The 21,744-nt window shown below is 59.1% G+C and carries 22 protein-coding genes; 6 read left to right on the top strand and 16 right to left on the bottom strand.

Annotation, left to right across the window (positions count from 1 at the left end; all coding sequences use genetic code 11):
- Window positions 1–7 precede the first annotated feature (7 nt).
- From AC07VR_RS18545 to AC07VR_RS18515, 7 genes are all read right to left on the bottom strand, one after another.
- Window positions 8–844: an amino acid ABC transporter ATP-binding protein gene (locus AC07VR_RS18545; RefSeq protein ID WP_495012126.1), complete on the bottom strand. Its 837-nt coding sequence runs from the start codon at window positions 842–844 to the stop codon at window positions 8–10.
- Window positions 831–1,619 (bottom strand): amino acid ABC transporter permease, encoded by a 789-nt coding sequence (locus tag AC07VR_RS18540; protein ID WP_495012125.1) that lies wholly within the window; start codon window positions 1,617–1,619, stop codon window positions 831–833. The genes AC07VR_RS18545 and AC07VR_RS18540 overlap by 14 nt, the downstream gene beginning before the upstream one ends.
- A complete protein-coding gene (locus AC07VR_RS18535) occupies window positions 1,609–2,343 on the bottom strand; it encodes an amino acid ABC transporter permease (protein WP_495012124.1) in 735 nt (244 codons plus the stop codon). Before AC07VR_RS18535 ends, AC07VR_RS18540 begins: the two co-directional genes overlap by 11 nt.
- Window positions 2,340–3,551, bottom strand: coding sequence for an aminotransferase class I/II-fold pyridoxal phosphate-dependent enzyme (locus AC07VR_RS18530; protein ID WP_495012123.1), 1,212 nt, complete (start codon window positions 3,549–3,551; stop codon window positions 2,340–2,342). Before AC07VR_RS18530 ends, AC07VR_RS18535 begins: the two co-directional genes overlap by 4 nt.
- Window positions 3,548–4,972: an FAD-binding oxidoreductase gene (locus tag AC07VR_RS18525; protein ID WP_495012122.1), complete on the bottom strand. Its 1,425-nt coding sequence runs from the start codon at window positions 4,970–4,972 to the stop codon at window positions 3,548–3,550. The genes AC07VR_RS18530 and AC07VR_RS18525 overlap by 4 nt, the downstream gene beginning before the upstream one ends.
- Window positions 4,969–5,820 carry a transporter substrate-binding domain-containing protein gene (locus tag AC07VR_RS18520; protein ID WP_495012121.1) on the bottom strand — a complete coding sequence of 284 codons (852 nt, stop codon included), beginning with the start codon at window positions 5,818–5,820 and terminating at the stop codon, window positions 4,969–4,971. The genes AC07VR_RS18525 and AC07VR_RS18520 overlap by 4 nt, the downstream gene beginning before the upstream one ends.
- Window positions 5,821–5,887: 67 nt before the next feature.
- Window positions 5,888–6,730, bottom strand: coding sequence for a transporter substrate-binding domain-containing protein (locus AC07VR_RS18515; RefSeq protein ID WP_495012120.1), 843 nt, complete (start codon window positions 6,728–6,730; stop codon window positions 5,888–5,890).
- A gap of 252 nt (window positions 6,731–6,982) precedes the next feature.
- Here AC07VR_RS18515 and AC07VR_RS18510 point away from each other — a divergent pair, with 252 nt between their 5' ends.
- From AC07VR_RS18510 to AC07VR_RS18500, 3 genes are all read left to right on the top strand, one after another.
- Complete coding sequence (locus AC07VR_RS18510; protein WP_495012119.1) at window positions 6,983–7,843, top strand: LysR substrate-binding domain-containing protein; 861 nt, start codon at window positions 6,983–6,985, stop codon at window positions 7,841–7,843.
- Window positions 7,844–7,963: 120 nt separating this feature from the next.
- The gene (locus tag AC07VR_RS18505) at window positions 7,964–8,125 is read left to right on the top strand and encodes a hypothetical protein (RefSeq protein WP_495012118.1); all 162 of its coding nucleotides are present in this window, start codon (window positions 7,964–7,966) and stop codon (window positions 8,123–8,125) included.
- The gene (locus AC07VR_RS18500) at window positions 8,122–8,769 is read left to right on the top strand and encodes a helix-turn-helix domain-containing protein (RefSeq protein WP_495012117.1); all 648 of its coding nucleotides are present in this window, start codon (window positions 8,122–8,124) and stop codon (window positions 8,767–8,769) included. Before AC07VR_RS18505 ends, AC07VR_RS18500 begins: the two co-directional genes overlap by 4 nt.
- A 66-nt stretch (window positions 8,770–8,835) precedes the next feature.
- Here AC07VR_RS18500 and AC07VR_RS18495 read toward each other — a convergent pair whose 3' ends face one another.
- The 5 genes from AC07VR_RS18495 to AC07VR_RS18475 form a co-directional block, all read right to left on the bottom strand.
- A complete protein-coding gene (locus AC07VR_RS18495) occupies window positions 8,836–9,342 on the bottom strand; it encodes a hypothetical protein (protein WP_495012116.1) in 507 nt (168 codons plus the stop codon).
- Between the two features lie 392 nt (window positions 9,343–9,734).
- On the bottom strand, window positions 9,735–10,406 hold the full coding sequence (locus AC07VR_RS18490) for a methionine ABC transporter permease (RefSeq protein WP_495012115.1): 672 nt from the start codon (window positions 10,404–10,406) through the stop codon (window positions 9,735–9,737).
- Window positions 10,403–11,383, bottom strand: coding sequence for a methionine ABC transporter ATP-binding protein (locus tag AC07VR_RS18485; protein WP_495012114.1), 981 nt, complete (start codon window positions 11,381–11,383; stop codon window positions 10,403–10,405). Before AC07VR_RS18485 ends, AC07VR_RS18490 begins: the two co-directional genes overlap by 4 nt.
- The gene (locus AC07VR_RS18480; RefSeq protein ID WP_495012113.1) at window positions 11,380–12,195 is read right to left on the bottom strand and encodes a MetQ/NlpA family ABC transporter substrate-binding protein; all 816 of its coding nucleotides are present in this window, start codon (window positions 12,193–12,195) and stop codon (window positions 11,380–11,382) included. Before AC07VR_RS18480 ends, AC07VR_RS18485 begins: the two co-directional genes overlap by 4 nt.
- A gap of 28 nt (window positions 12,196–12,223) precedes the next feature.
- Complete coding sequence (locus tag AC07VR_RS18475) at window positions 12,224–13,261, bottom strand: isopenicillin N synthase family dioxygenase (RefSeq protein ID WP_495012112.1); 1,038 nt, start codon at window positions 13,259–13,261, stop codon at window positions 12,224–12,226.
- 255 nt (window positions 13,262–13,516) lie between these two features.
- On the opposite strand from AC07VR_RS18475, the gene AC07VR_RS18470 reads away from it, so the two are divergent.
- From AC07VR_RS18470 to AC07VR_RS18460, 3 genes are read left to right on the top strand one after another with little or no spacing between them, the layout of a single operon-like run.
- Complete coding sequence (locus AC07VR_RS18470; RefSeq protein WP_495012111.1) at window positions 13,517–14,338, top strand: ABC transporter substrate-binding protein; 822 nt, start codon at window positions 13,517–13,519, stop codon at window positions 14,336–14,338.
- Window positions 14,339–14,358: 20 nt separating this feature from the next.
- On the top strand, window positions 14,359–15,180 hold the full coding sequence (locus AC07VR_RS18465) for an amino acid ABC transporter permease (RefSeq protein WP_495012167.1): 822 nt from the start codon (window positions 14,359–14,361) through the stop codon (window positions 15,178–15,180).
- A 34-nt stretch (window positions 15,181–15,214) separates the two neighbouring features.
- Entirely contained in the window at window positions 15,215–16,597 is a 1,383-nt protein-coding gene (locus AC07VR_RS18460; protein ID WP_495012110.1) for an LLM class flavin-dependent oxidoreductase, read from the top strand.
- Between the two features lie 105 nt (window positions 16,598–16,702).
- On the opposite strand, the gene AC07VR_RS18455 is transcribed toward AC07VR_RS18460, so the two are convergent.
- The 4 genes from AC07VR_RS18455 to AC07VR_RS18440 form a co-directional block, all read right to left on the bottom strand.
- Window positions 16,703–19,072: a CehA/McbA family metallohydrolase domain-containing protein gene (locus AC07VR_RS18455; protein WP_495012109.1), complete on the bottom strand. Its 2,370-nt coding sequence runs from the start codon at window positions 19,070–19,072 to the stop codon at window positions 16,703–16,705.
- Between the two features lie 61 nt (window positions 19,073–19,133).
- Window positions 19,134–19,883 carry an ABC transporter permease gene (locus AC07VR_RS18450; protein WP_495012108.1) on the bottom strand — a complete coding sequence of 250 codons (750 nt, stop codon included), beginning with the start codon at window positions 19,881–19,883 and terminating at the stop codon, window positions 19,134–19,136.
- Between the two features lie 7 nt (window positions 19,884–19,890).
- Window positions 19,891–20,892 (bottom strand): ABC transporter substrate-binding protein, encoded by a 1,002-nt coding sequence (locus tag AC07VR_RS18445; RefSeq protein WP_495012107.1) that lies wholly within the window; start codon window positions 20,890–20,892, stop codon window positions 19,891–19,893.
- A complete protein-coding gene (locus AC07VR_RS18440; RefSeq protein ID WP_495012106.1) occupies window positions 20,889–21,728 on the bottom strand; it encodes an ABC transporter ATP-binding protein in 840 nt (279 codons plus the stop codon). The genes AC07VR_RS18445 and AC07VR_RS18440 overlap by 4 nt, the downstream gene beginning before the upstream one ends.
- Between the last annotated feature and the right edge of the window lie 16 nt (window positions 21,729–21,744).

The raw sequence follows: 21,744 nt of genomic DNA, 5'->3' as shown, positions 1-21,744 counted from the left end.
TCCTCGGTTACACGGACAGGCTGTAGCGGCTCAGGTTGGTCAACAGGTACGGATCATTTGCGATAGGTGGCCGGCGCCCCGGATCACCCAAGGCATGGCGCAAAAAATCCCGGGTGCGTTCGCTGGTCGGATGCTGGAAGATTTGCGCGGCGCTGCCGTGTTCGACGATCACGCCGTTTTCGGTGAAGTAGACGATGTCGCTGATTTCTTCGGCGAAACGCATTTCGTGGGTTACCAGCACGCAGGTCATGCCCTCTTCGGTCAGTTCGCGAATCACCGTCAGCACCTCACCGACGGTTTCCGGATCGAGCGCGGAGGTCACCTCATCAAACAGAATCAGTTCCGGGCGCATGGCCAAGGCGCGGGCAATCGCTACCCGCTGCTGCTGGCCGCCGGACAACTGGCCGGGATAAGCGTCAGCCTTGTGTTCCATGCGCACTTTGGCCAGCAGTGCCCGGGCTTCTTTCTCGGCCTCGACCCGGCTGCGTCCCAGCACCTTGCGCGGCGCAATCACCAGGTTTTCCAGCACCGACAGATGCGGGAACAGGTTGTACTGCTGGAACACAAAGCCCACGCGTTTGCGCAACTCGATGCGCTGGGCTTCCTTGGCCAAGGTGTGAAGCTCGGTGGCGCCGACACGAATGCTGCCTCGCTGGGGCTGCAACAGACCGGTGATGCAGCGCAGGATGGTCGACTTGCCGGAACCGGACGGGCCGATGATCGACACGGCCTGGCCGCGATGGACGTCCAGGTTGATGCCCTTTAGCACCGGATTGGCGCCGAACGACAAGTGCAAATCACGCAGGCTGACCAGAGGCTCGGCGACGGTTTCAATAGAAGGCATAACGTCGCTCCAGGCGTTGGGTCAGTCGGGAAATCGGGTAGCAATAGGCAAAGAACAGCACCAGCAGGCTCAGGTAAATCACCACGGTGAAACCAGTCAGGTTCACGGTGTTGCTGGCGATCTGTGCGGTGTCGATCACGTCATGCACGCCCACCAGCGAGGCCAGCGCGGTGCCCATGGTGATCACCGCGTAGAGGTTCATCCACGGCGGCAACATCCGTTTGAAGCACTGCGGCAGGATGATCGAACGGAAAATCTGCCCACGGGTGAAGGCCAGGGAACGCGCGGCTTCCCACTGGGTGCTGGGGATCGAGGCGATGGCGCCACGGAAGATTTCCGCGACGTTGGCACTCGCCGGCAAGGCCAGGCCAATGGTGACCTTGACCCAGTCCGGGAACGAGACATAGGCGCTGCCGATCTTGATTTCGAACGGGAACACGTAGGTGGTGAAGTAGATCAGCACCAGCCACGGCGCATTGCGAAAAATCTGCACCCAGATCTGTGCCGGCAGTCGCAACAGCCTTAACGGCGACACTGCCAGGGCGCCCACCAGCAATCCCAACAGCGAGCCCAAGCCGATCGCCACCAGACTGATCAGAATGTTCTGGCCAAAACCAACGGCCAGGGCTGGCGACCATTGCAGCAAGGCCTTGAACACCGGGCTCTGCGGTGCGAAATTCAGCAACCAGAACACCGCGCAAGCCAACAGCAGCAACTTGCCGACATGCCGGCGCGGCCAGGCCAGCGGTGCGCTGACGGACGATTCAATGGCCATAGCCGGGCATCCTCAGGCGCGCTTCAAGCAGGCGCCCCACACAATTGACGATAAAACTCAGCAGACCGAAAAAGGCCAGGATCAGGATCATCAGTTCCAGCACGTTATCGCTCTGGGTCCAGATCATGATCGCCGCATAGGTGATATCCCCCACGGCTATCGCCGAGGCGACGGCGGTCATTTTCACCAGGTCGATCAGGTTGTTGATCAGCGACGGCAAGGCAAAGCGCAGGGCCAGCGGCAGTTGCACGCTCCACAGCAACTGGCGGCTGCTGAACGCCAGGGAGCTGGCGGCTTCGAGCGTCACCGCGGGCACCGCTTCGATGCCGGCGCGCAAGGCTTCTGCGTGGAAAGCACCCTTGTGCAGCGAGATCACAATCACCACCCAGGCGAACGGCGTCAGCGGGTTGGCGGTGCCGACGGCTTGGGTCAGCAACATGTTCAAGACCAGGAACGCGCAATACAACTGCACCAGCGTCGGCGTGTTGCGGGTGACTTCGATGAAGATCCGCGCCGGTGTCGCCAGCCAGGGTTTGCCCGAGGTCAGCATCGCCGCCAACCCGACACCCGCCAGCAGACTGCCGACAATGGTGAACAGGCACAGCAACGCCGTGGTCAGCGCGCCTTGTTCCAGCGTGCCGCGTTGATAGGCGTCCAGCAGGAAGCCGTAGTTCAGGCCGAACCCGGCGGTCCAGTGGACGAAAAGCTCCAACAGATGACTCATGCTTCGCCCCGCAATTGCGCGCAGGCGTTAGCGATGCGACGTCCCGCCTCGGCGACGCTGTCGGTCGCGGTGGCGATAGACAGCCGAAACCACGGCGACAAGCCATAAGCACTGCCCGCCACACCAGCGACGCCCTCCTCCAGCAAATAGGCGACGACATCGGCGTCGCTAGTGAGGCGTGCACCGTCCGGGCGATAACGTCCCAACAGCCCTGCGCAGCGGATGAACACGAAAAAGCCGCCCTGAGGTTCAAGCACTTCCAGACCATTCACTGCGCTTAACGCTGTCACCAGCAGATCGCGTCGCTGGTGATAGGCGGCGACCTGCTCCGGAAAGAAATCCAGCCCACCGTCGAAGGCTGCCAACGCAGCAGCTTGTCCTACCGAAGAAGCTCCGGAGGTCGATTGCGACTGCACGACCGCCATGCCACTGGTCAGCACTTGCGGCCCGGCACCGAAACCGATGCGCCAACCGGTCATGGCGTAGGTCTTGGACACGCCACCCACCAACAGGCAACGCGGCTGCAAATCCGGGGCGACGTTGAGCAGGCTCTGGGCCGGCTGGCCGTCAAAGCGGATATGTTCGTAAAGCTCATCCAGCAGAATCAACACCTGCGGATGCCGGCGCAACACCTCGGCCAAGGCTTGCAATTCGTCGGCGCTGTACACCGCGCCACTCGGATTGCCAGGGCCGTTGAGGATCAGCCAGCGCGTGCGCTCGCCGATGTGTTGTTCCAACTGTTGTGGTGTCAGCTTGCAACCCTGCTCCAAGCCACACTCGATGAATACCGGTTCACCGCCATTGAAGCGCACGCTGTCCGGGAACGACGGCCAGTACGGCGTCGGCACCAGCACTTCATCGCCGTCATCCAGGGTCGCGGCGAAGGCATTGAAGATGATCTGTTTGGCGCCGTTGGCAATCACGATGGATTCCAGCGGGTAATCCAGTCGATTCTCGCGCTGGAGTTTGCGTTGTACTGCAACCCTTAGCGCTTTCACCCCCGGCGTCGGCGTGTACTTGGTGGCGCCGGCCGCGATGGCTGCGTAAGCAGCTTGTTTGATGTGTTCTGGCGTGTCGAAATCCGGCTCGCCGGTGGTCAGGTCGAGGATATCGCGACCGGCGTCTCGCAATGCCGAGGCTTGGGATTTGGCCGCCGCATTGGCCGACAACGACACGCGCTGCACGCGTTTGGACAGTTGAAGACTCATGGCGTTAGCACCTCCACGACTTTGCCCGGATTGAGCAGGTTTTTCGGGTCCAGTGCATGCTTGATCCGCCGCATCAGGTCGAGCTCCACCGGGCTTTTGTAGCGGTCCAGCAATCCGACTTTGCGCTGGCCGATCCCGTGTTCGGCGCTGATGGAACCGCCGTGAGCATGGGCGCTGTCGTGAACCAACAGGCTAAGTGCGGCGTAGTTGGCCATGTGTGCCTCGACCGTCGAATCCAGCGGATGCGCGACGTTGTAATGCAGGTTACCGTCGCCCAAATGGCCGAAGGTGAAGTGGCGGACACCGGGAAAATGGGTCTGCAACAGTGCATCGGTGTGGGCGACAAAAGCCACTACCTGGGAAATCGGCACCGAGATATCGTGCTTCATATTTCGACCTGCGCGCTTCTGCGCCTCGCTCATGTTTTCTCGCAACAGCCACAGGGCTTCGCTCTGAGCCAGGCTTTCGGCGATCAGCGCATTGGCCAGTAGTCCCTTCTCGAAGGCTTCGCCCAGTACTTCTTCAAAAGCTTCGCGAGCATGGCTTTCGCTGTGGTTGTCGGATAATTCCAATAGTGCGAACCACGGCTGGCCAGCGCCAAGAAAGGGTTGCGGACCTTGTGGAAATTGCTCACGCAGCAACGCCAGGCAATCGGCGCTGAGCAGTTCGAACGCGGTCAGACTCGCTCCAAACCCGCCGCGGGCATGGGACAGGAATTTCACTGCCTGCGCTAAAGAGTCAAAGGCCAACAGCGCGGTGGCCTGGGCCTTGGGCAGCGGAAAAAGTTTCAGGGTCGCGGCGGTGATAATGCCGAGGGTACCTTCGCTGCCGATAAACAGGTCGCGCAGGTCATAACCGGTGTTGTCCTTGCGCAAGCCGCGCAGACCGTTCCAGATTTCGCCTTGGGCGGTGACCACTTCCAGACCCAAGGTCAGTTCACGGATATTGCCGTAACGCAGCACTGCGGTGCCGCCAGCATTGGTGCCCAGATTACCGCCGATGGTGCAACTACCTTCGGCGCCCAGGCTCAGGGGAAACAGACGCCCCGCTTCGCGAGCCTCCTCCTGCACGGTTTGCAGAATGCAGCCCGCCTCGACGGTCAGGGTGTCGTTGTCAGTGTCCACCGCCCGTACGCGATTCATTCGATCAAGCAACAGCAACACGGAGCGGCCGCTGGTGTCCGGGGTCGCGCCGCCCATCAGCCCGGTGTTGCCACCCTGCACCACCACCGGTGTGTCATTGGCCACGCAGGAGCGGACGACAGCCGCGACCTCCTCGGTGTTGGCCGGGTGCACGGCGGCAATCACCTGCCCCACGTAACGCCCCTGTTTGTCGGTCAGGTACGCTGCGGCGTCTTCGCTGCTCTGCACATGACTGGCGCCGAGCAGTTGCTGCAAATCCTTGAACAACCCTTGGCTCATGGCAGAACCGCCAGCGGTGCGGCGTTGCGGTACTGCTCGTGCAGATCACGCAGGGCCTGGGACGGCGCCATGCCGGTGCGCTCGCCCAACTCGATCAGCCAGCCGCTACGGTGCCAATCGCGCACAATGGCATCGAGTTTGGCCTGAGTATCGCGCTCGCCTTTGCGGATCCAGATCACCGAGTTCGACGGGATCAAATCCCCCGGCAGCGGGATTTCATAGCCAGCCCACTCGGCATCGCTCAACAAGGCATGCAGGGTCGGGCTGACATGCACCGCCGCCACGCAGCCATTGCCGCGCAGCGACAATAACGATTCGGACTGACTGCGGAAAGCCTTGATCTGCGCGCCGTAGGTTTCCTGCAATGGCTTGATGAAGTTGCTGCCTTGGGACACGCACACCGGCTTGCCCTTGAGGTCGGCCCACTGAGTAATGCCCGCGCCCTTGCGAATCAACGCGGCGCCGCCGACTTCTTCATAAGGCGTGGGCACGTAATCGAGAATCTCGCCGCGCTCTTCGGTGAACTGCATGTTGGCGATCAGGACGTCGACCTTGCCCTGTTGCAGGAACTGCACGCGGTTCGGTGCCAATACCGAAACCGTCTTCGCTTCGACCCCCAGAGCCTTGGCAACGCCCTTGGCCAGCTCGACGTTATAGCCCAGGTGCTCGCCAGTCTTGGGGTCGATGGTGCCGAACGGCGGGCCACTGAGAATCACCCCGACGCTGATGGCGTGGCGTTGTTCGATCTTGTCCAGCGTGGCATCGGCCTGCGCGAAACTGGCACCCAGCACGACACACCCTGCCAGGCACAGCGTGCTCAGGGCTTTAGCGGAAAAATAACGGTTCATGCACGACTACCTTGAACGACCGCCGAGCCAAGCGACGGTCTGTTGAAAACGATGAGGTGAACCGGGGTCAGGCACCGTTGGCCTGGAACTGCTTCTGCAGTTCCACCAACGCCGGTGACGCGGGAGTGATGTGGTTGCGGGTCTGGGCCTGGATCAGCCAGCCGCTGCGGTGCAGCTCCTTGACGATGGGGTCGAGCCGGGCCTGGGTATCGCTTTCTCCGCGCCGGGTCCAGATCACCGAAGGGGCCGGGTTGAGTTCCGGAGTGAGCGTGCGATAGCCTTGCCATTCGCCGCTGTCGGCGATCAACGGGTTGATCTGCGTGGCGTCATGCACCGCCGCGACACAGTTGTTGCCGCGCAGTGCGAGCAAGGATTCCGACGAGCTCTTGAAGGCCTTGATCTCGACGCCCAACTCGGTGAGCGGCTTGATGTAGCTGCTGCCCTGGGAAGTACAGACAGGTTGATTCTTCAAGTCTTCCCAGCGGCTGATCTTGCTGTCCTTGAGCACCGCTGCAGTACCGCCGACACGGTAGAACGGCGTCGGCACAAACCCGAGGATTTCGCCGCGCTCGGCAGTCCACTCCATGTTGGCAATCAGTAAATCAACTTTACCCTGCTGCAGAAACTGCACGCGGTTGGCGGGCAATACCGGCACCAGTTGCACCTCGGCAGCCAATTGCCGTCCCAGCTCTTGAGCGAGGTCAACGTTCAACCCCCGTGGTTTCTGGGTGCTCGGATCGATGCTGCCAAAGGGGCCGCCGGACAGTACAACACCCACTGTCAGCACATGGCGTTGCTGGATCTTGTCCAGGGTTGTATCAGCCTGAGCACCGGCACTGGCCGCCAATGAGATCAAGGCGCTCAGCATCACAGGCAACAATCGTTTAACGGGTGAGCGCTCGAGCAACATGGATTTCCCCTCATGGATGATCGGCGTACCCCGACCTGATGTGTGGGCATCCTAGGTACAGTCCTGAAGTAACGGAAATTCAAATATCTAATATCGTTATAACTCAGCGTATTTCCGATTAGAGAAAACCTCTGCACAACCAGTATTTATTGACGCTCATAGCGCTAAAATTAAATAAACCCCAGAAAACACATAAACAACTGTAATGTTTATGTTCATACCCTTGATATAAAAACAGCCCCGGGAATGGCCATGTCGACCCCACCTACCCTTGACCTCGAATTGCTGCGCACCTTCGTTGCCGTCGTTGATCACCACAGTTTTGCCGAGGCCGGCACGCAACTGGCCCGCACGCAATCGTCGGTCACCCAACACATGCAACGCCTGGAACAACAAGTCGGGGTGAGCCTGTTCGAGAAGCGCGGCCGGCAAAAACAACTCACGGAAGCTGGTTTGCAGTTACTGCGCCATGCGCGGCAGATGTTGTCGCTCAACGACGACGTTCTGAACTCCTTGCGCGAAAGCAGCTTGAGCGGCGTGTTACGTATCGGTTCGCCCCACGACATCGCCGACACCATCCTGCCGCCGATCCTCAGCCACATCGCCCGCTCGGCACCGCGCTTGCGACTGGAGATCGATGTCGGCCGCAGCCCGTTTCTGATGGAAGACCTGCACCGGGGCAAGGTTGACATGGTGATTTCTACCCGCGAGGACCCGAGCCTCGAAGGCTTTGCCTTACGCACCTCGCCGGTGTGGTGGATCTGCTCGGCGCAGTACATTCATACCCCCGGCGAACCCTTGCCGCTGATTCTGGTGGATGAGCCGAGCATCTATCGTCGCTACGCGCTGGAAGCCCTGGAGCGCGCCAATATTCCATGGCGCCAGGCGTATCTGGCGTCGAACCTGATTGGTATCAAAGCGGCAACTCGTGCCGGGCTGGGCGTAACCCCCAGAAGCATGGAAATGCTTGGTCCCGACATGCGCGTACTGGGTGAAAACGACGGCCTGCCACGACTGCCGGACGTGACCTATCACTTGTGGATTCGGCCAAACACCGTGAATCCGCTGGTGCGTCGGGCCTATGAGCTGATCAGAAGCAGCCGGGGGCTATGACGCTGGCCCTTTTATAAGATCAAAAATGAATTAATAAATAAATAAACAGTATTTATAGTTATAAAAATATCCGCGTAATCTCAGCTCATCCCGTCATTCATCACCACAGTGAAGTGCCCCATGAATCCGACTGACAACCTTATCGACTTCGCCAGCTACCGCAAACGCAAACAGGCTCAGCAACGGGCACGGGCCATGTGGGAGATGTACGCACGCAACGCAGGTTATCAGGCATTTCCATGGATTCAGGCCGCCCATTCGACCGAGACTCGTCACGCGTGAACGCGCAGGAGCCCTCGCGCTTTCTGGTGAGCGCCGACGAACCCGCTCTGGACCTGAATAACCTGGAGCCACTGCAAGAAGACCCAATCTGCGAGCGTGTCGCACAGAACCTGCAACGTCTGCGGGGTAAGCGTCATCTGTCCCTCGACGCCTTGGCCCGGCAGTGCGGAGTGAGCCGGGCAATGCTGGCGCAGATCGAATCCGGCCGCAGCGTGCCCTCCATCAAAGTGCTGTGCAAAATCGCCAAAGGTTTGAAGGTATCGGTGGCGGCGTTTCTTGAGCACCGGGCGTTCGAAGGTGTGGCAGTGCTGTCGGCGAGCCAGAGCAAACGCCTGGTCAGTGCCAACGGAGCCTTTGTCAGCCGCGCCCTGTTCCCGTTCGACGTGGCGCGCCAATCGGAGTTTTATGAGCTGCGCCTGAGCCCTTTGGGTGAGGACCAATCCGAAGGGCATGGCCCTGGTGTGCAGGAAAACCTTGTGGTGTCTCAGGGCGTGCTGGAAATCAGCGTCAACGACGAACGCTACCTGCTCTCCACTGGCGACTCGATCCTGTTCTATGCCGACCAGCCCCACCGCTATCGCAACCCCGCCGACAGTGAAGCGGTGGCATATCTGGTGGTGACTTACCCGGAACGCCTGGACTGACAGGCTGCCATTGAAAAAGCCCGGCAGGGATAACCCCTGCCGGGCTTTGTTTGCTGCAGCATTGAATCAGCAGGTGCAGCACATCAGCGGCATGCCATTGCAGCTCATCATCATCGGCATGCTGCAGTCGTTCATCATCTTCATCATCAGGGCGCAGCAGCTTTTCATCATGTCCATGTTCATGCCGGCCATCGGCATGATTTTGCACATCATGCTATCTGCCTGAAGGGTGCACTCCATCACGCACTTCATCGACGGCATCGGCATACCCATCATCGGCATTGGCATCATCATGTTCATCATCGGCATGGCCATGCCCACCGGGGACATGCACATCATGCTCATGTTGCCGCAGTGCATCATCATCGGCATGCCGCAGTTCATCATCATCTGCATCATTTCAGCGCTGTTTCTGAACATGGCCATGTCCATGCCAGCGACCGGCATCATCTTGCACATCATGCCATCGTCCATCATTTCGCAACTCATGGTCGCCATCATCGGCATGCCCATCATCGACATCATCGGCATGTTGGCGTTCATCGGCATTTGCATCTGCATGGCGTTCATCATGGTGTTGCTCCCTGAAGGATTGGATAGTTGGACAAAGCTGATGGGGCGGATTCTAAGGACTGCCAAAGGGGCGACAAGATGATGATCGAACAGCACAAATGGATGTTAGAGCCACTTTAGTGCCGTGTTCAGGGCATTAATTACTGTTGTAGCGACCAATTAGATGTCATCACAGACAGGATAAAAACTACTACGTTGTTTTATCGGTCATGGATATGCGACTGACATCTATATAAATAACTCAAAGAAATAATCGATCTAAACAGCACCCAGTTTTTTTCACCCGCCAGCTTATTCCGCACGTTCACATCAGGATGATTTTTTAATCTTTTATGGCTATTAGGCGCCCCTTTATAATGACGATGCTCTTCAACTCGCTAAATAAAGTCGTATCAACGTCGGTGGGCCAGGGAACGTACCAGCCGATCGCCGAGGCGTTGCACGCTCTGGACCAGAATCACCAGCACCACCACCGTGGCTACCATCACCTGGTTGTCGAAGCGTTGGTAGCCGTAGCGGATCGCCAGATCCCCCAGACCACCGCCACCAATGACGCCAGCCATGGAAGAAAATCCGATCAGCATCACCAGGGTCAAGGTGATGCCCGCCAACAACGCAGGCAGCGCTTCGGGCAACAGCACCTTGAAAATCATATGGCGAATATCACCGCCCATGGCAAGAATGGCTTCGATCCGCCCCTTGTCGACTTCGTCCAAGGCGTTCTCGACGATACGGGCAAAGAACGGAAAGGCGCCGATGGTGATCGGTACCACCGCCGCGGTGCTGCCCAGGGTTGTGCCGACCACCAGCCGGGTCAGCGGGATCAAGGCAATCAGCATCACCACAAAGGGTAACGAGCGGCCAAGGTTGACCAGAGCACCCAGGCATCTGTTGAGCGTAGGCATTGGGTACAGACCACCGCTACGGCTGATGAACAGCAACACGCCCAGGGGCAAGCCGATCAGCAGGGTAAAGAATCCCGCCAGCAAGACCATGTACAGGGTTTCGCCGGTTGCATTGAGCACCAGTTGGAAGATCTCGTTCCAGTCGATAATACGGTTCATGAGCGCTCCACCCTGACGCCGCGCTGGTTGAGAAAGGCCACCACCCGATTCAATTTCAGCTCATCGCCGGGATGACGAAATGCCACGCGCAAACGCCCGACCCGCCGCCCGCCGATGGACTCGACGCCACCGGCCAAAAGGGTCACATCCACACCCTGCTGCTGCACCAATTCGTTGAGCACAGGGGTGGCCAGAAGATTGTCGAAAAAGCTCAGCTCCAAGGCTTGGGTATCGTTGCCCAAGGGCGTGCTGTATCCCGGCAGCAGTGAGCGGCCGAGGCTGGAATCCGGGTTTGCCAACAGTTGTGTGATAGGTCCCGCCTCGACCAACCGGCCATGGGCCAGTGAAGCCACGTGATCACAAATGGACTTGACCACGTCCAGCTCATGGGTGATCAGCACGATGGTCAGCCCCAGTTGACGATTGATGTCGCGCAGCAGCTCAAGAATCGAGGCCGTGGTTTCCGGGTCCAGGGCGCTGGTAGCTTCGTCCGACAGCAGATAAGCCGGTCGCGCCGCCAAGGCCCGGGCAATGCCCACCCGTTGTTTCTGGCCGCCGGACAGCTGGGAAGGAAACGCCCGAGCCTTATCGCTCAAGCCCACCAGATCCAACAGCTCGCGTACTCGTACAGTGCGCCGGTCTTTACTGACGCGAGCGATTTCCAGTGGCACGGCGATGTTGTCGAAGACGTTGCGCGAGTGCAGCAGGTTGAAGCCCTGAAAGATCATGCCGATGCGCTGGCGTTGCCGGCGCAGCTCCAGATCGGACAGTGCTGTCAGGTCCAGACCATCCAGAAAAATGCGCCCGGAACTGGGGCGTTCGAGCAGATTGAGACAACGTAGCAGCGTCGATTTACCCGCCCCGCTACGCCCGAGGATCCCGTAGATCGCGCCATCGGGAATGCTCAGGGACACCCGATCCAGCGCAGGTGCCTGCCCTGGCGCGTAGGTTTTGCTCAATTGCTCGACGACGATCATGGCTTGCTGTCCGCCACCGTGACCGGGATTACCGAACCCGAGAAGTTGTCCGTGATGAACTTGGCCACCTGAGGCGAAGTCAGGTCTTTGGCCAGTTGTTTGATCCGTGGATCGTCCTGCAACTTGGGCGTGGTCACCAGGATATTGGCGTACGGGTTGTGCTCGGCTTTCTCCAACCCCAGCGCATCCTTGGCCGGCACCAAACCCGCTTCCAGCGCGTAGTTGCCGTTGATCACCGCGAGGTCCACGTCATCCAGGGCCCGGGGAATCTGCGGCGACTCGATTTCGAGTATCTTGAGCTGTTTCGGGTTCTCGGCGATGTCCTTGGGCGTCGCCTGTTCGGTAGCCGGGTCGTTGAAGCCGGCCTTGAGTTTGATCAGGCCGTTGTCCTGCAGCAGGTACAGGGCGCGACTGAGGTTGGTGACGTTGTTGGGGACGGCCACCGTGCCTTTTTGCGGAACCTGGGCGAAGCTTTTGTGCCTATGGGAGTAGATCCCCAACGGCTCGATATGCACCGTCGCAGCCACCGCCAGTTTTTCTCCAAGCGCCTGTTCCTGGGACTTCAGATACGGCAAGTGCTGGAAGTAGTTGGCATCCACGTCGCCATGCACCAACAGCTCATTGGAGTTCACACCGTTGGGGATTTCGATGACCTTGAGGTTCAGCTGCGGGTCGAGTTTCTGGACGTACGCCAGAATTTGCGCATGCGGCACGGGGTCCGCTGCCACTCGCAACGGCTCCAGGGCCAGGGCACTGAAAGAAGCAACCAGAGCGCCCAGCACGGCCAGGGTCAATCCTGTTTTCTTGAACATGTTCATAGTCCTTGATCGAGTGATGGGTTCAAGCGCTTAGCGCTTTGGGGATTAGTGCATCGGCGTAAAAACGCTGGGCAACATCGGGATGGGAGCGCAGGCGGCCTTTGAGGTAGTTCCAGCCCACGTCACGAAACAAGGGATTGTCGGGATCACTGGCCGGGCCCCGCGCTTCACGCAGCAACACCGTGGGCAAGGGGTAAAGCGGCACCACCGCGTCCAGTTGCGCGCCTAGGAAAAACGCAATGGACAAGCGCTCGGTCCCTGCAGGCGGCGACAGCACCCGATGCACCGTGGCGCGCAGATAGCCGTTGGTGGCCAGTTCCAGTAATTCGCCGATGTTCACCACCAGGGCGTTGTCCCGGGGCAGTGCATCGATCCAGCGACCCTCCTCGATCTCGACTTGCAGGCCCGCTTGGTGGTCCTGCAGAAGGAAGCTCAGAAACCCGGAATCCTTGTGCGCGCCCACGCCTTGATTGCTTTCGTCTGGTGCGCGACCCGGATAGCGGATCAGCTTGATGTGTTCATTGGGCTTGTCACCGTACAACTGATCAAAAGCCTCTTGCGGCAGCGACAGAGCTTGGGCGAAGGCACGCAACAGGCGCAGCGACATGCGGGTCATGGCTTGCTGCCAATCCAGCAGCAGCGGTTTGAGTTGCGGCAACGCCGCCGGCCATTGATTGGGGCCTTGCAGACGCGCCCAGTACGGGCTGTGTTCATCCTGCGGCAACACGTCCCTCTCGGCCCCCAGATCGAACTGCTCGCGCAGATCGGGCTTGCCGCGAGTGATCTCCGAAGCCGCACGGTTGTAACCGCGAAAATGTGGCGAGTTGATCATGCCAACTGTCGCCTTCTCGCTGTCCGGCAGGGCAAAGAACTGTCGGGCATGCTCCTGCACCTGTTTCAACAAGATGCTGTCGATGCCGTGGCCGGTCAGGTAGAAGAACCCTACATCCCGTGCGGCGTGGCGCAAATCGTCAAGAAACGCCTGGCGCGGCACCGGACCGCCATCGAGCAATGACAGATCCAGGGTCGGTAAGGTGGTGATGTCCCGTGTGTGCGGCATGGTTCACTCCCATGTGAATTGACTAAACGCATTCAGCCTGGCGTCCTGTTGAAGCTAAACGATCTTAAAAACCGGCAATAAATATCTTTTTTGCATTAGCTTAGGTTCGGTTCTTGACAGAAAGTTGAGCATTCGAAGTCACCCACTCGATATAGCCCGATACAAGCCGGTTATTCCATTAAAGAAGTACACATAGATTTTATAGTGCGTTTCAATCTATGCGTTCTTTTTAAATAACTGTCTGAGTACTCGCCTTTGAAAACAACAGCCCTTCTTCCGCTTGGTCTCGCTCTGCTTGCTACCTGCTCCGTAGCACTCGCCGGTTCCACTCTTGATCGAGTGACAAAAAAAGGTGAGTTGACCGGCGTCTTGATGGAAAACTATCCGCCGTTCTCCTTCCTTAACGAGCAAAACCAACTGGACGGTTTTGACGTCGATGTCGCCAAAGCCGTGGCGCAGCGCCTTGGGGTCAAGCTGCACTTGGAGACGCCCTCCTGGGATGTCATCGCCGCGGGCCGTTGGAGCGGACGTTATGACATCTGTGTCTGCTCGATGACCCCCAGCAAGGCGCGCGCTGAAGTGTTTGATTTCCCGGTGGAGTATTACCAGTCGCCGGCGGTCATCGTGGTGAACGCCAAGGACAATGACATCGCCTCGGGCAAGGATCTGTCGGGCAAGAAAGTCGGCGTGATCAGCGCCTCCACCTACGAAGCTTATTTGAACAAAGATCTGGTGATCGAGGGGGCCGAGGACAAGCCTTTGATCTACCCGTTCGATCAGGTCCAGGTGGCGCCCTACGACAATGAAACCGTGGCCTTCCAGGACCTCGCCCTGGGTACTGGCGTGCGCCTTGATGCCATGGTCACCAACCTCATCACCGCCCGCGAACGTATTGTCCAGGACCATCGTTTCAAAATTGCCGGCGACACGCTGTATGCGGAACCCAACGTAGTGGCAATCGAAAAAGGCGATGCCGAATGGAATGCCAAAGTCACTCAGGTTGTTACTCAGCTTAAGGCCGACGGGACGCTCAGCAAGATTTCGCAGAAGTGGATCGGTGCCGATATCAGCCAATGACAGCCTTTGAACCAAACCCGATGCGCGCGACTTCAGCACCCGACATCAAGCCGCGTCGCTGGCGCCATCTATTCAGTTTTCGGACCCGACTTTATCTGACCTGGGCGGTCATGCTCGGACTGTGCGTCATGTTTTTCATGAGCTTCGATCTGAAGTTCTCGATCATTCTGGAGAAGTTGCCCAATCTGGTCGGTCTGCATTTGGGGCCAAACGGTTTCTTGCAAGGCGCCGCACTGACGCTGTTTTTGTGCTTCTGTTCGATCTGGTTTTCGTTGCTCCTTGGTTTCGTGACGGCGCTTGCGCGCCTGTCTCGCAGTGCAGTGGCTTTCGGCATTGCCAGTTTCTATGCGTCTTTTTTTCGCGGTACTCCGCTGCTGATTCAAATTCTGCTGATCTATCTGGGTCTACCGCAGTTGGGTGTTGTTCCTGGCGCAATCAGTGCGGGGATCATTGCGCTCTCGCTCAATTATGGTGCCTACCTCAGCGAGATTTTTCGTGCTGGCATCATGGCTGTAGCACCCGGACAGCGCGAAGCGGCGATGGCTCTGGGGCTGAGGCCGGCGGCGACATTCCTGCACATCGTCCTGCCGCAAGCCATGCGCACGATCATTCCCCCGACAACCAGTCAGTTCATTTCAATGCTCAAGGACTCGTCACTGATTTCGGTCATGGGCGTCTGGGAAGTGATGTTCCTGGCGCAGTCCTATGGCCGGTCCTCTTATCGCTATATCGAAATGCTCACCACCGCGGCCGTCATCTATTGGCTGCTCTCCATCGGCCTGGAATTGATACAGGCGCGCCTTGAGCGACATTTCGGCAAAGGGTTCAAGCACCAGCGGTGAGTCCGCCCCTACCACTACTTTTTCAGGAGCTACGATGTCCGATCCAAAACCTCTGTTGTTTGCACTCTACGAACAAGCCAGTGTGGGCTGCGGCGGTGCGCCGAGCCTCTGGACGCACCCGGCCGACGAGCGTCTGGCAATCAACTCCCTAGGCTACTGGTCGAACCTGGCGCGCATTGCCGACCAGGCTAACCTCGACATGCTGTTCTTCGGTGACGTGCTGGGTTTCTACGATGTCTTTGGTGGCAATGCCGATGCTGCGATGAAATGGGCCGTGGAAGCTCCGGCCAACGACCCGCTGATGATCATTCCCGCCCTGGCTGCGGTAACGGAAAACCTCGCGTTCGGCGTTACGGTCACCACCAGCTACGAACACCCCTTCACCCACGCCCGGCGCTTCAGCACCCTGGATCACCTGACCAATGGCCGGGTGGGCTGGAACATCGTGACCTCTTATCTGTCCAGCGCTGCGCGTAATTTCGGTCTTGAACAGATGATCAAACACGACGATCGCTATGAACGCGCCGAAGAGTTTCTCGACGTGGTGTACAAACTCTGGGAAGGCAGTTGGGCCAATGACGCCGTGGTTGCTGACAAGGCTCGTCAATTGTATGCTCGAGGTGATCGGGTACGGCCGATCAATCACGCTGGCGAGCACTATCGGGTGGCTGGACCGCATCTGACCTCACCGTCGCCGCAGCGCACACCGCTGCTGATCCAGGCCGGCTGGTCGGGTCGTGGTCGCGAGTTTGCCGCGAAGCACGCCGAGCTGATTTTCATCGCCAAATCCAACCCTCAGGAAATCCGCCAGGGCCTGGAGGACATCTGGACCAAGGCCCAAGCACGAGGCCGCCAGCGTGAGGATGTAAAGTCCCTGACCGTGCTGCGGATTGTCACTGCCAAAACCGAGATTGAAGCCCAGCGTAAATATGACGCGTTGCAAAGCAACTACCATCTTCAGGCGCAACTGGTCAGTTATGCGGGCGACACCGGCATCGACATCAGCCGCTACGCCGACAGCGATGCACTGTCGACCCATACCGAAGGGCTGACGTCCTATGTCATGCACCCCGATGGCAGTGGCAAACCGTTGACTGCCGGGGATGTGAAGCAACGTTTTGCCAACGTCACCCGAGGCAGCGACCTGATCCTGGTCGGCACCCCGCAACAGGTCGCCGACAAGATCGAAGAGCACGCGCGCATTTCCGGCACCAGCGGTTACATGATCAATCCGTTGATCAGTCCCGGCACACTTGAAGATTTCGTGGAGTTGATCATTCCCGAATTACAGAAGCGCGGCCTCTACAGAACCCAACCGCAGAGTGGAACCTTCAGGTCCAGGCTGAGGGAGGATGGCGACAACCATTTACCCGATTCGGCTTACGGAGCCTCATTCCGCTTCGGCAACGACCTATAGCCCGAAGGCGACTGCTTATGAGTTATCAAGCAGTCGCCGAGCGATCGACGATAACGTCGCGAACCGGGGCTGACCTGAGAAGCCCCGCCGCTGTCGCATAAACGTTTACAACGTAAGAAACAGTGCCGAGGTCCAGACTCTGGATTGATCCCGCTGACGGGCGCAGATGAACAATGGATGTTCACGGCCCTGTTCCAGATTCAGCCGGGCAAGCTCGATCTGCCCTTGCAGCTCACGAGGCAGTGGCGCAGAGGTTGTCCGTTCGAGGGACACTTTCAATTCCGCTCCCGGCAACTCTTCGATCACTTGAGATTGCGCCAGCAACGCTTCGCCGGACAATTCCATCAGCACAGTCGGCGCGTGCACGTAGGGTTGCGGTTCGGACGGGTCGCCGACCTTGATGTAGTTGTCAATGCGGCTGTGAATCTGCAGCGTAGCGCCGGCCAGTTGTGACAGGTCGATTTCGATGCTGTCGGTATCGCCGTTGGTGTCGGTGCGAAAAGCCAGAACCGTTGCATCCTTACGCCATACGGTTTGCTCGGGGTGATCGAGACCCAAGGCGCGAAAGCCATTGATGACTGCGCCCGTCACGCGAATCTCGCCGGTCCAATAAGCGCCGCGATAGCGGTCCTTGATCCTTGCGCCACCCAACCGCAAACGAATGCGCTGGGCGGAAAAACCCAGCTCCTGATGCAGGTTGCGCGACCAGATCAGCTTGTCGCCATCGAACAGATCGACCTGCTCCCAGCCCGCCTCGCCCAGCAGTCGGTAATCCAGTGTGGCATTCGAATCGGCAGTGAAGACTTCGCCCATAAAGTGCTTGCCCTGACGCAGGCTGGCAAATGAACGCTCGCCGGTCGTGGCAAAGGTGCGTCGTGCGCGAAGCGCCTTGCCGACACTGGCGCGGTCAAAGCCGTCAGCCACGACACCGGTCAGCCCGCCGCGAGAACCGAACACCGCCGTGGCCGGAACACCGCCGCCGCAACGGCCTTGGTGCTCATCGCTATTGGCAGCGGCACCGACCCGATAACCGCGCTGAAGGGCCTCAGCGTAGACCCAATGAAATTGCCCCCAGGCCGAACCGACTTCGATCAGCCGCTCCAGCTCCGGATGATGCCAATCGAGGTTGCAACGCCGCCCACCCACATGCGGCATCATCAGATGGCCTTCAGGGTCCTTGGCATAGGCAGCGTACAGCTCGTCCACCGGCCAAGCGCCCGGCTTGATGGTGCCGGCGGTGAACTCGTTCCATTCGAAGGAACGCACCAGCCGCCCTTGATTATCGAATGGGAACTCGGGTTTTCGGTCATGCAGGAACACCACATTACGGTCGCCGCCCGCGCAGGAATTGCCGCACCATTCGGTACCGGGATAACAAACGAATCGACCGGGCTCGTTGAGCTCGTGAATCAGCTGGACCGCCTGATCCCAGCGTTGCTCGGTGATATTGAAGTCATTGGCGGTGTATCCCAGCACATCGAGCCCGGCAACATCGCGACCGTAGCTGAGGTTGTACAAGGTGTCGTTAGTGCCCACGGTGTCATCGGAGTGCACATGCAGGTCGGCGTACAGCGGGCGCAGTGCGGTGCCGGCCGGATCGACCGTGACAAAGGCCTGAGCCGCGCGCACAAAAGGCGCCGCCACCTCGGCCGACAAACGCCACTCGCCCACCGCACCGAGATCAAAACCCTCGAGCCGGGCAGTCGCCCAGCCTTCGGCCGCCAAGTTGAACGGCTGTTGTCGCTCGCCCCCTTCGGGGTCAACGAGGGTCAGGACACCCTTGAGCGGCAAGTTGCGGCAGGTGTTGCCCCAGGCATCATCAACCCTGAGCAAAACGTCGAACGCCTCACCCGCGCTGACCAGACGAGGCACAATCAACTGCACGCTTTGCGCGGGTCCCGGCAGGATGTTCAGCAGTGGATCGCCAGGCACCTCGGCAAATTTCGAGCTGCCTAGCGGGTCGATGAACAAACGGAAGCGGAAGTCTTTCTCGACGAAACTCTGCACCCGTGTCCCCGCGCCGCCCTGACGACGATCGCCCAGGCGAATGGTGATTTTGTCCCCCGGATTCAGGTAACCGTCGATGATGTCGATGATGATCGCTTTCTGAAACGGCCGTTCATGGCCCTTCTGGTCGAAGCGCACTTTCAAGTGTTGCACGGTGGCCTGGCTCTGACCGGGGACCAATTCACCCGCCTGATATTCGGTGCTGACATAGTTCGGGCCGGCCGGATTCGAGGTCTGGAACAACGCCCAGTCGGAGTAGAACTTGAAGGCCAGTTTCACCCAGGCGCCATCCGCCAGGCCGCTGCCACCCACCTCGTAGACCAGGGTGATTTCATCCCACTGACCGGCAATCAGCGTGTCACGATCGCAGTTGATGCTGCCCAGAAACGGGCGTTTCTTGTTACGTTCGTAGAGGCCTTGCGGGGCAATGTAATGCCCGGCTTCGCGGGGATCGAAAACGTTACTCACATGACACCTCGTGCAGTGGTCCACTGAAGGTTTGAAGGGGTTCGAAGACAAATGCCGATGCTTATTGCACCCGCCATTTCTGGTAGTGACGCTCGATGCGCCTGAACACAAAACTCTCCATCAGCCAGGCAATCAGGCCGATCAGGACAATGCCCAGCAGCACCTGGCTGCTGTTGCCGATCTGCCCGCCCGTGGACACCATCCAGCCGATGCCCTGGGACGCGCCGATCATTTCCGCCGCGACCAGCGCCCGCCAGCCCTGACTGAAGCCGATGCGCAGGGCTGCTGTCACAAACGGCAACGAGGCCGGCAGGTAAACATGGGCGAGCAGTTGCCAGGGGGTGGCGCCCAAGGTGCGTGCCGCGCGGACTTCGCCACCCCGAATACTCTGCACGCCCTCCTGAATGGTCACTGCCATGGGGAACACCGCGGCAATGAAAATCACCAGCACGATGGAGACATAACCCAGGCCAAAAATGATCATGATCAGCGGCGCCCAGGCAATCGGCGGGATGGCCATGAACAGGCTGTTGAGCGGCGAGATGAAATCGCGAAAACGCGAGGACAGGCCACCGGCCGTGCCCAGCAGAATCGCGACAATCACCGCTGTGCAGAAACCGCCAACCTCTTCGATGACGCTGGCCCTGAGGTGCTGCCAGAGCGAACTATCGCCCAACCAGCGCAGCGCCTCACGGGCGACATCCCATGGCTGCGGCAGGATGTAAGTGGGAAAGCGGCTGGCCAGGGCCATCCAGATCAACAGCAGGAATGGCAACGAAGCCCATCCCCAATTCGGTTTTGGCAAGGACATGACAGACTCAGCGCGAGGCTTTTTCCAGGTAGGAGGTATCCACGATCTGCTCGGTCTTGAGCGTGGTATCGATAAAGCCCAGGTCGTGGGAGTAGTTCATCAAGCGCTGGATGAATTGAATATCTGAAGCCTGCAAGCCCGCCGACCAGCCCAGTCGCGTACGCGCTTGGGCGACGATGGTTTCTGGAGCAATGGTCTTGCCGTCAGCCCCCTGCACCGACTCGAGTTTGAACGCCTCGGCGATGATTCGATTCGACTCGGCGGGATGCTCATTGAGGAAAGCGATGGCCTTGCGGTGCGCACGCAGCAGCTTCACCACGTCGTCCGGTCGTTCCTGCAAGGTTTTGGGTAACGCGATCACCACGTACCACGGGTAATTAGGCAGCGCCTGGTTCACGTCGAACAGAATCCGACTCGACCCACGCAGCAACGACTGGCTGACGAAGGGTTCCCAGGAAAATGCTGCATCGACGATGCCGCGTTCCAGCGCGGCGTTCATGTTGCCTGGCGGCATATCAATGATGTCGAGGTCCTGATCAGGATTGAGCCCGGCCTTTTCTTTCAGGACATAACCGCGCAGCAGCACATCCATTCCGCTGCCCTTCTTGACCCCGGCCAGCTTTTTTCCCTTGAGCTCATCCAGGGTGGCAATCGGACTCTTGGCATCGACGATCACCGCGGCCTGACCGTAGTTGACCTTCGCCAGAATCCGGCTTTGCAGCCCCCGGGAAAACCATTGGTACACCGGCGGCGTACCGACATAGGCCACATCCAGCTCACCGGCCGCCAGCGCCTGCTGGATGACCGGTCCATCGCCCAATGCCCTGAGATCGACATTCAAGCCTTCCTCACGGTAGTAACCCTGTTTGTCTGCGATCAACGCCGGAGCATTGGCCATGGCGAAGACATACCCCACACGCAAGGGTTTCTCTTCGCCAGCCACGGCAAATGTGCTGCTTGCCAATACGGCAACAGACAATGAAAGGGTAAGCAGCGAACGTTTGATCATGCGGTTAACTCGGGTTGACGGGTTGGGTAAGCCGTGGCTTCAGACACTTCCATGACCTGGGAAATGCGCTCCATCAGCTCATTGCGGTAATCGAGGAAGGCCGGCAAACGGCGGGTTTTCAGGTTGGAGCGAGGGCGCGGCAAATGAATATTCAGTTCGCTATGGATACCGCCAGGGGCAATGTTGAGCACGATGACCCGATCCGCCAGAAACACCGCTTCGTCGATATCGTGGGTAATGAACAGCACCGTCTGACCCAGTTCGGCCCAGATACGCAACGTCTCTTCATTCATGCTGTTGCGGCTGATGGCATCCAGCGCGGCGAATGGCTCATCCATGAGTAACACGCTTGGCTCGAGTGCCAGGGTTCTGGCCAGGGATACGCGCTGCTGCATACCGCCGGAGAGCTGATGCGGCAACCGATGCGCCGCATTCTCCAGACCGACCAGACGCAGGTACTGCAACGCTTGAGCACGCTGCTGCGGTTCGCTGGCCTGAGCCGTCATCCGTAGACCGAAACGGACGTTTTCCAAAGCGCTCAACCAGGGAAACAACTGAGGAGCCTGAAACACATAACCCAACTCCGAACGCTCCGGACGCACCGCCGTCTGGTTGATACTGATCTGACCGCTCTGCGGTTGCACAAAACCTGACAACAAGTTCAGCAACGTCGTTTTCCCGCAGCCAGATGGCCCCAGAATCGCGACGAATTCGCCGGGCTTGGCGTTCAGACTGAAAGAGGAAAATACGCGATGCCCACTGGGGTAGCTGAAGCTGATGTCATCGACCGTTAGCGCGTCGGCTTGCTGCTGTGAGTAAGGAGTGGTTTCGGGCATGGCAAGTGTCGTCAGG

The organism is Pseudomonas sp. GW821-FHT02H09, from assembly GCF_059421425.1.
This window is presented reverse-complemented; position numbering and strand designations above follow the sequence as displayed.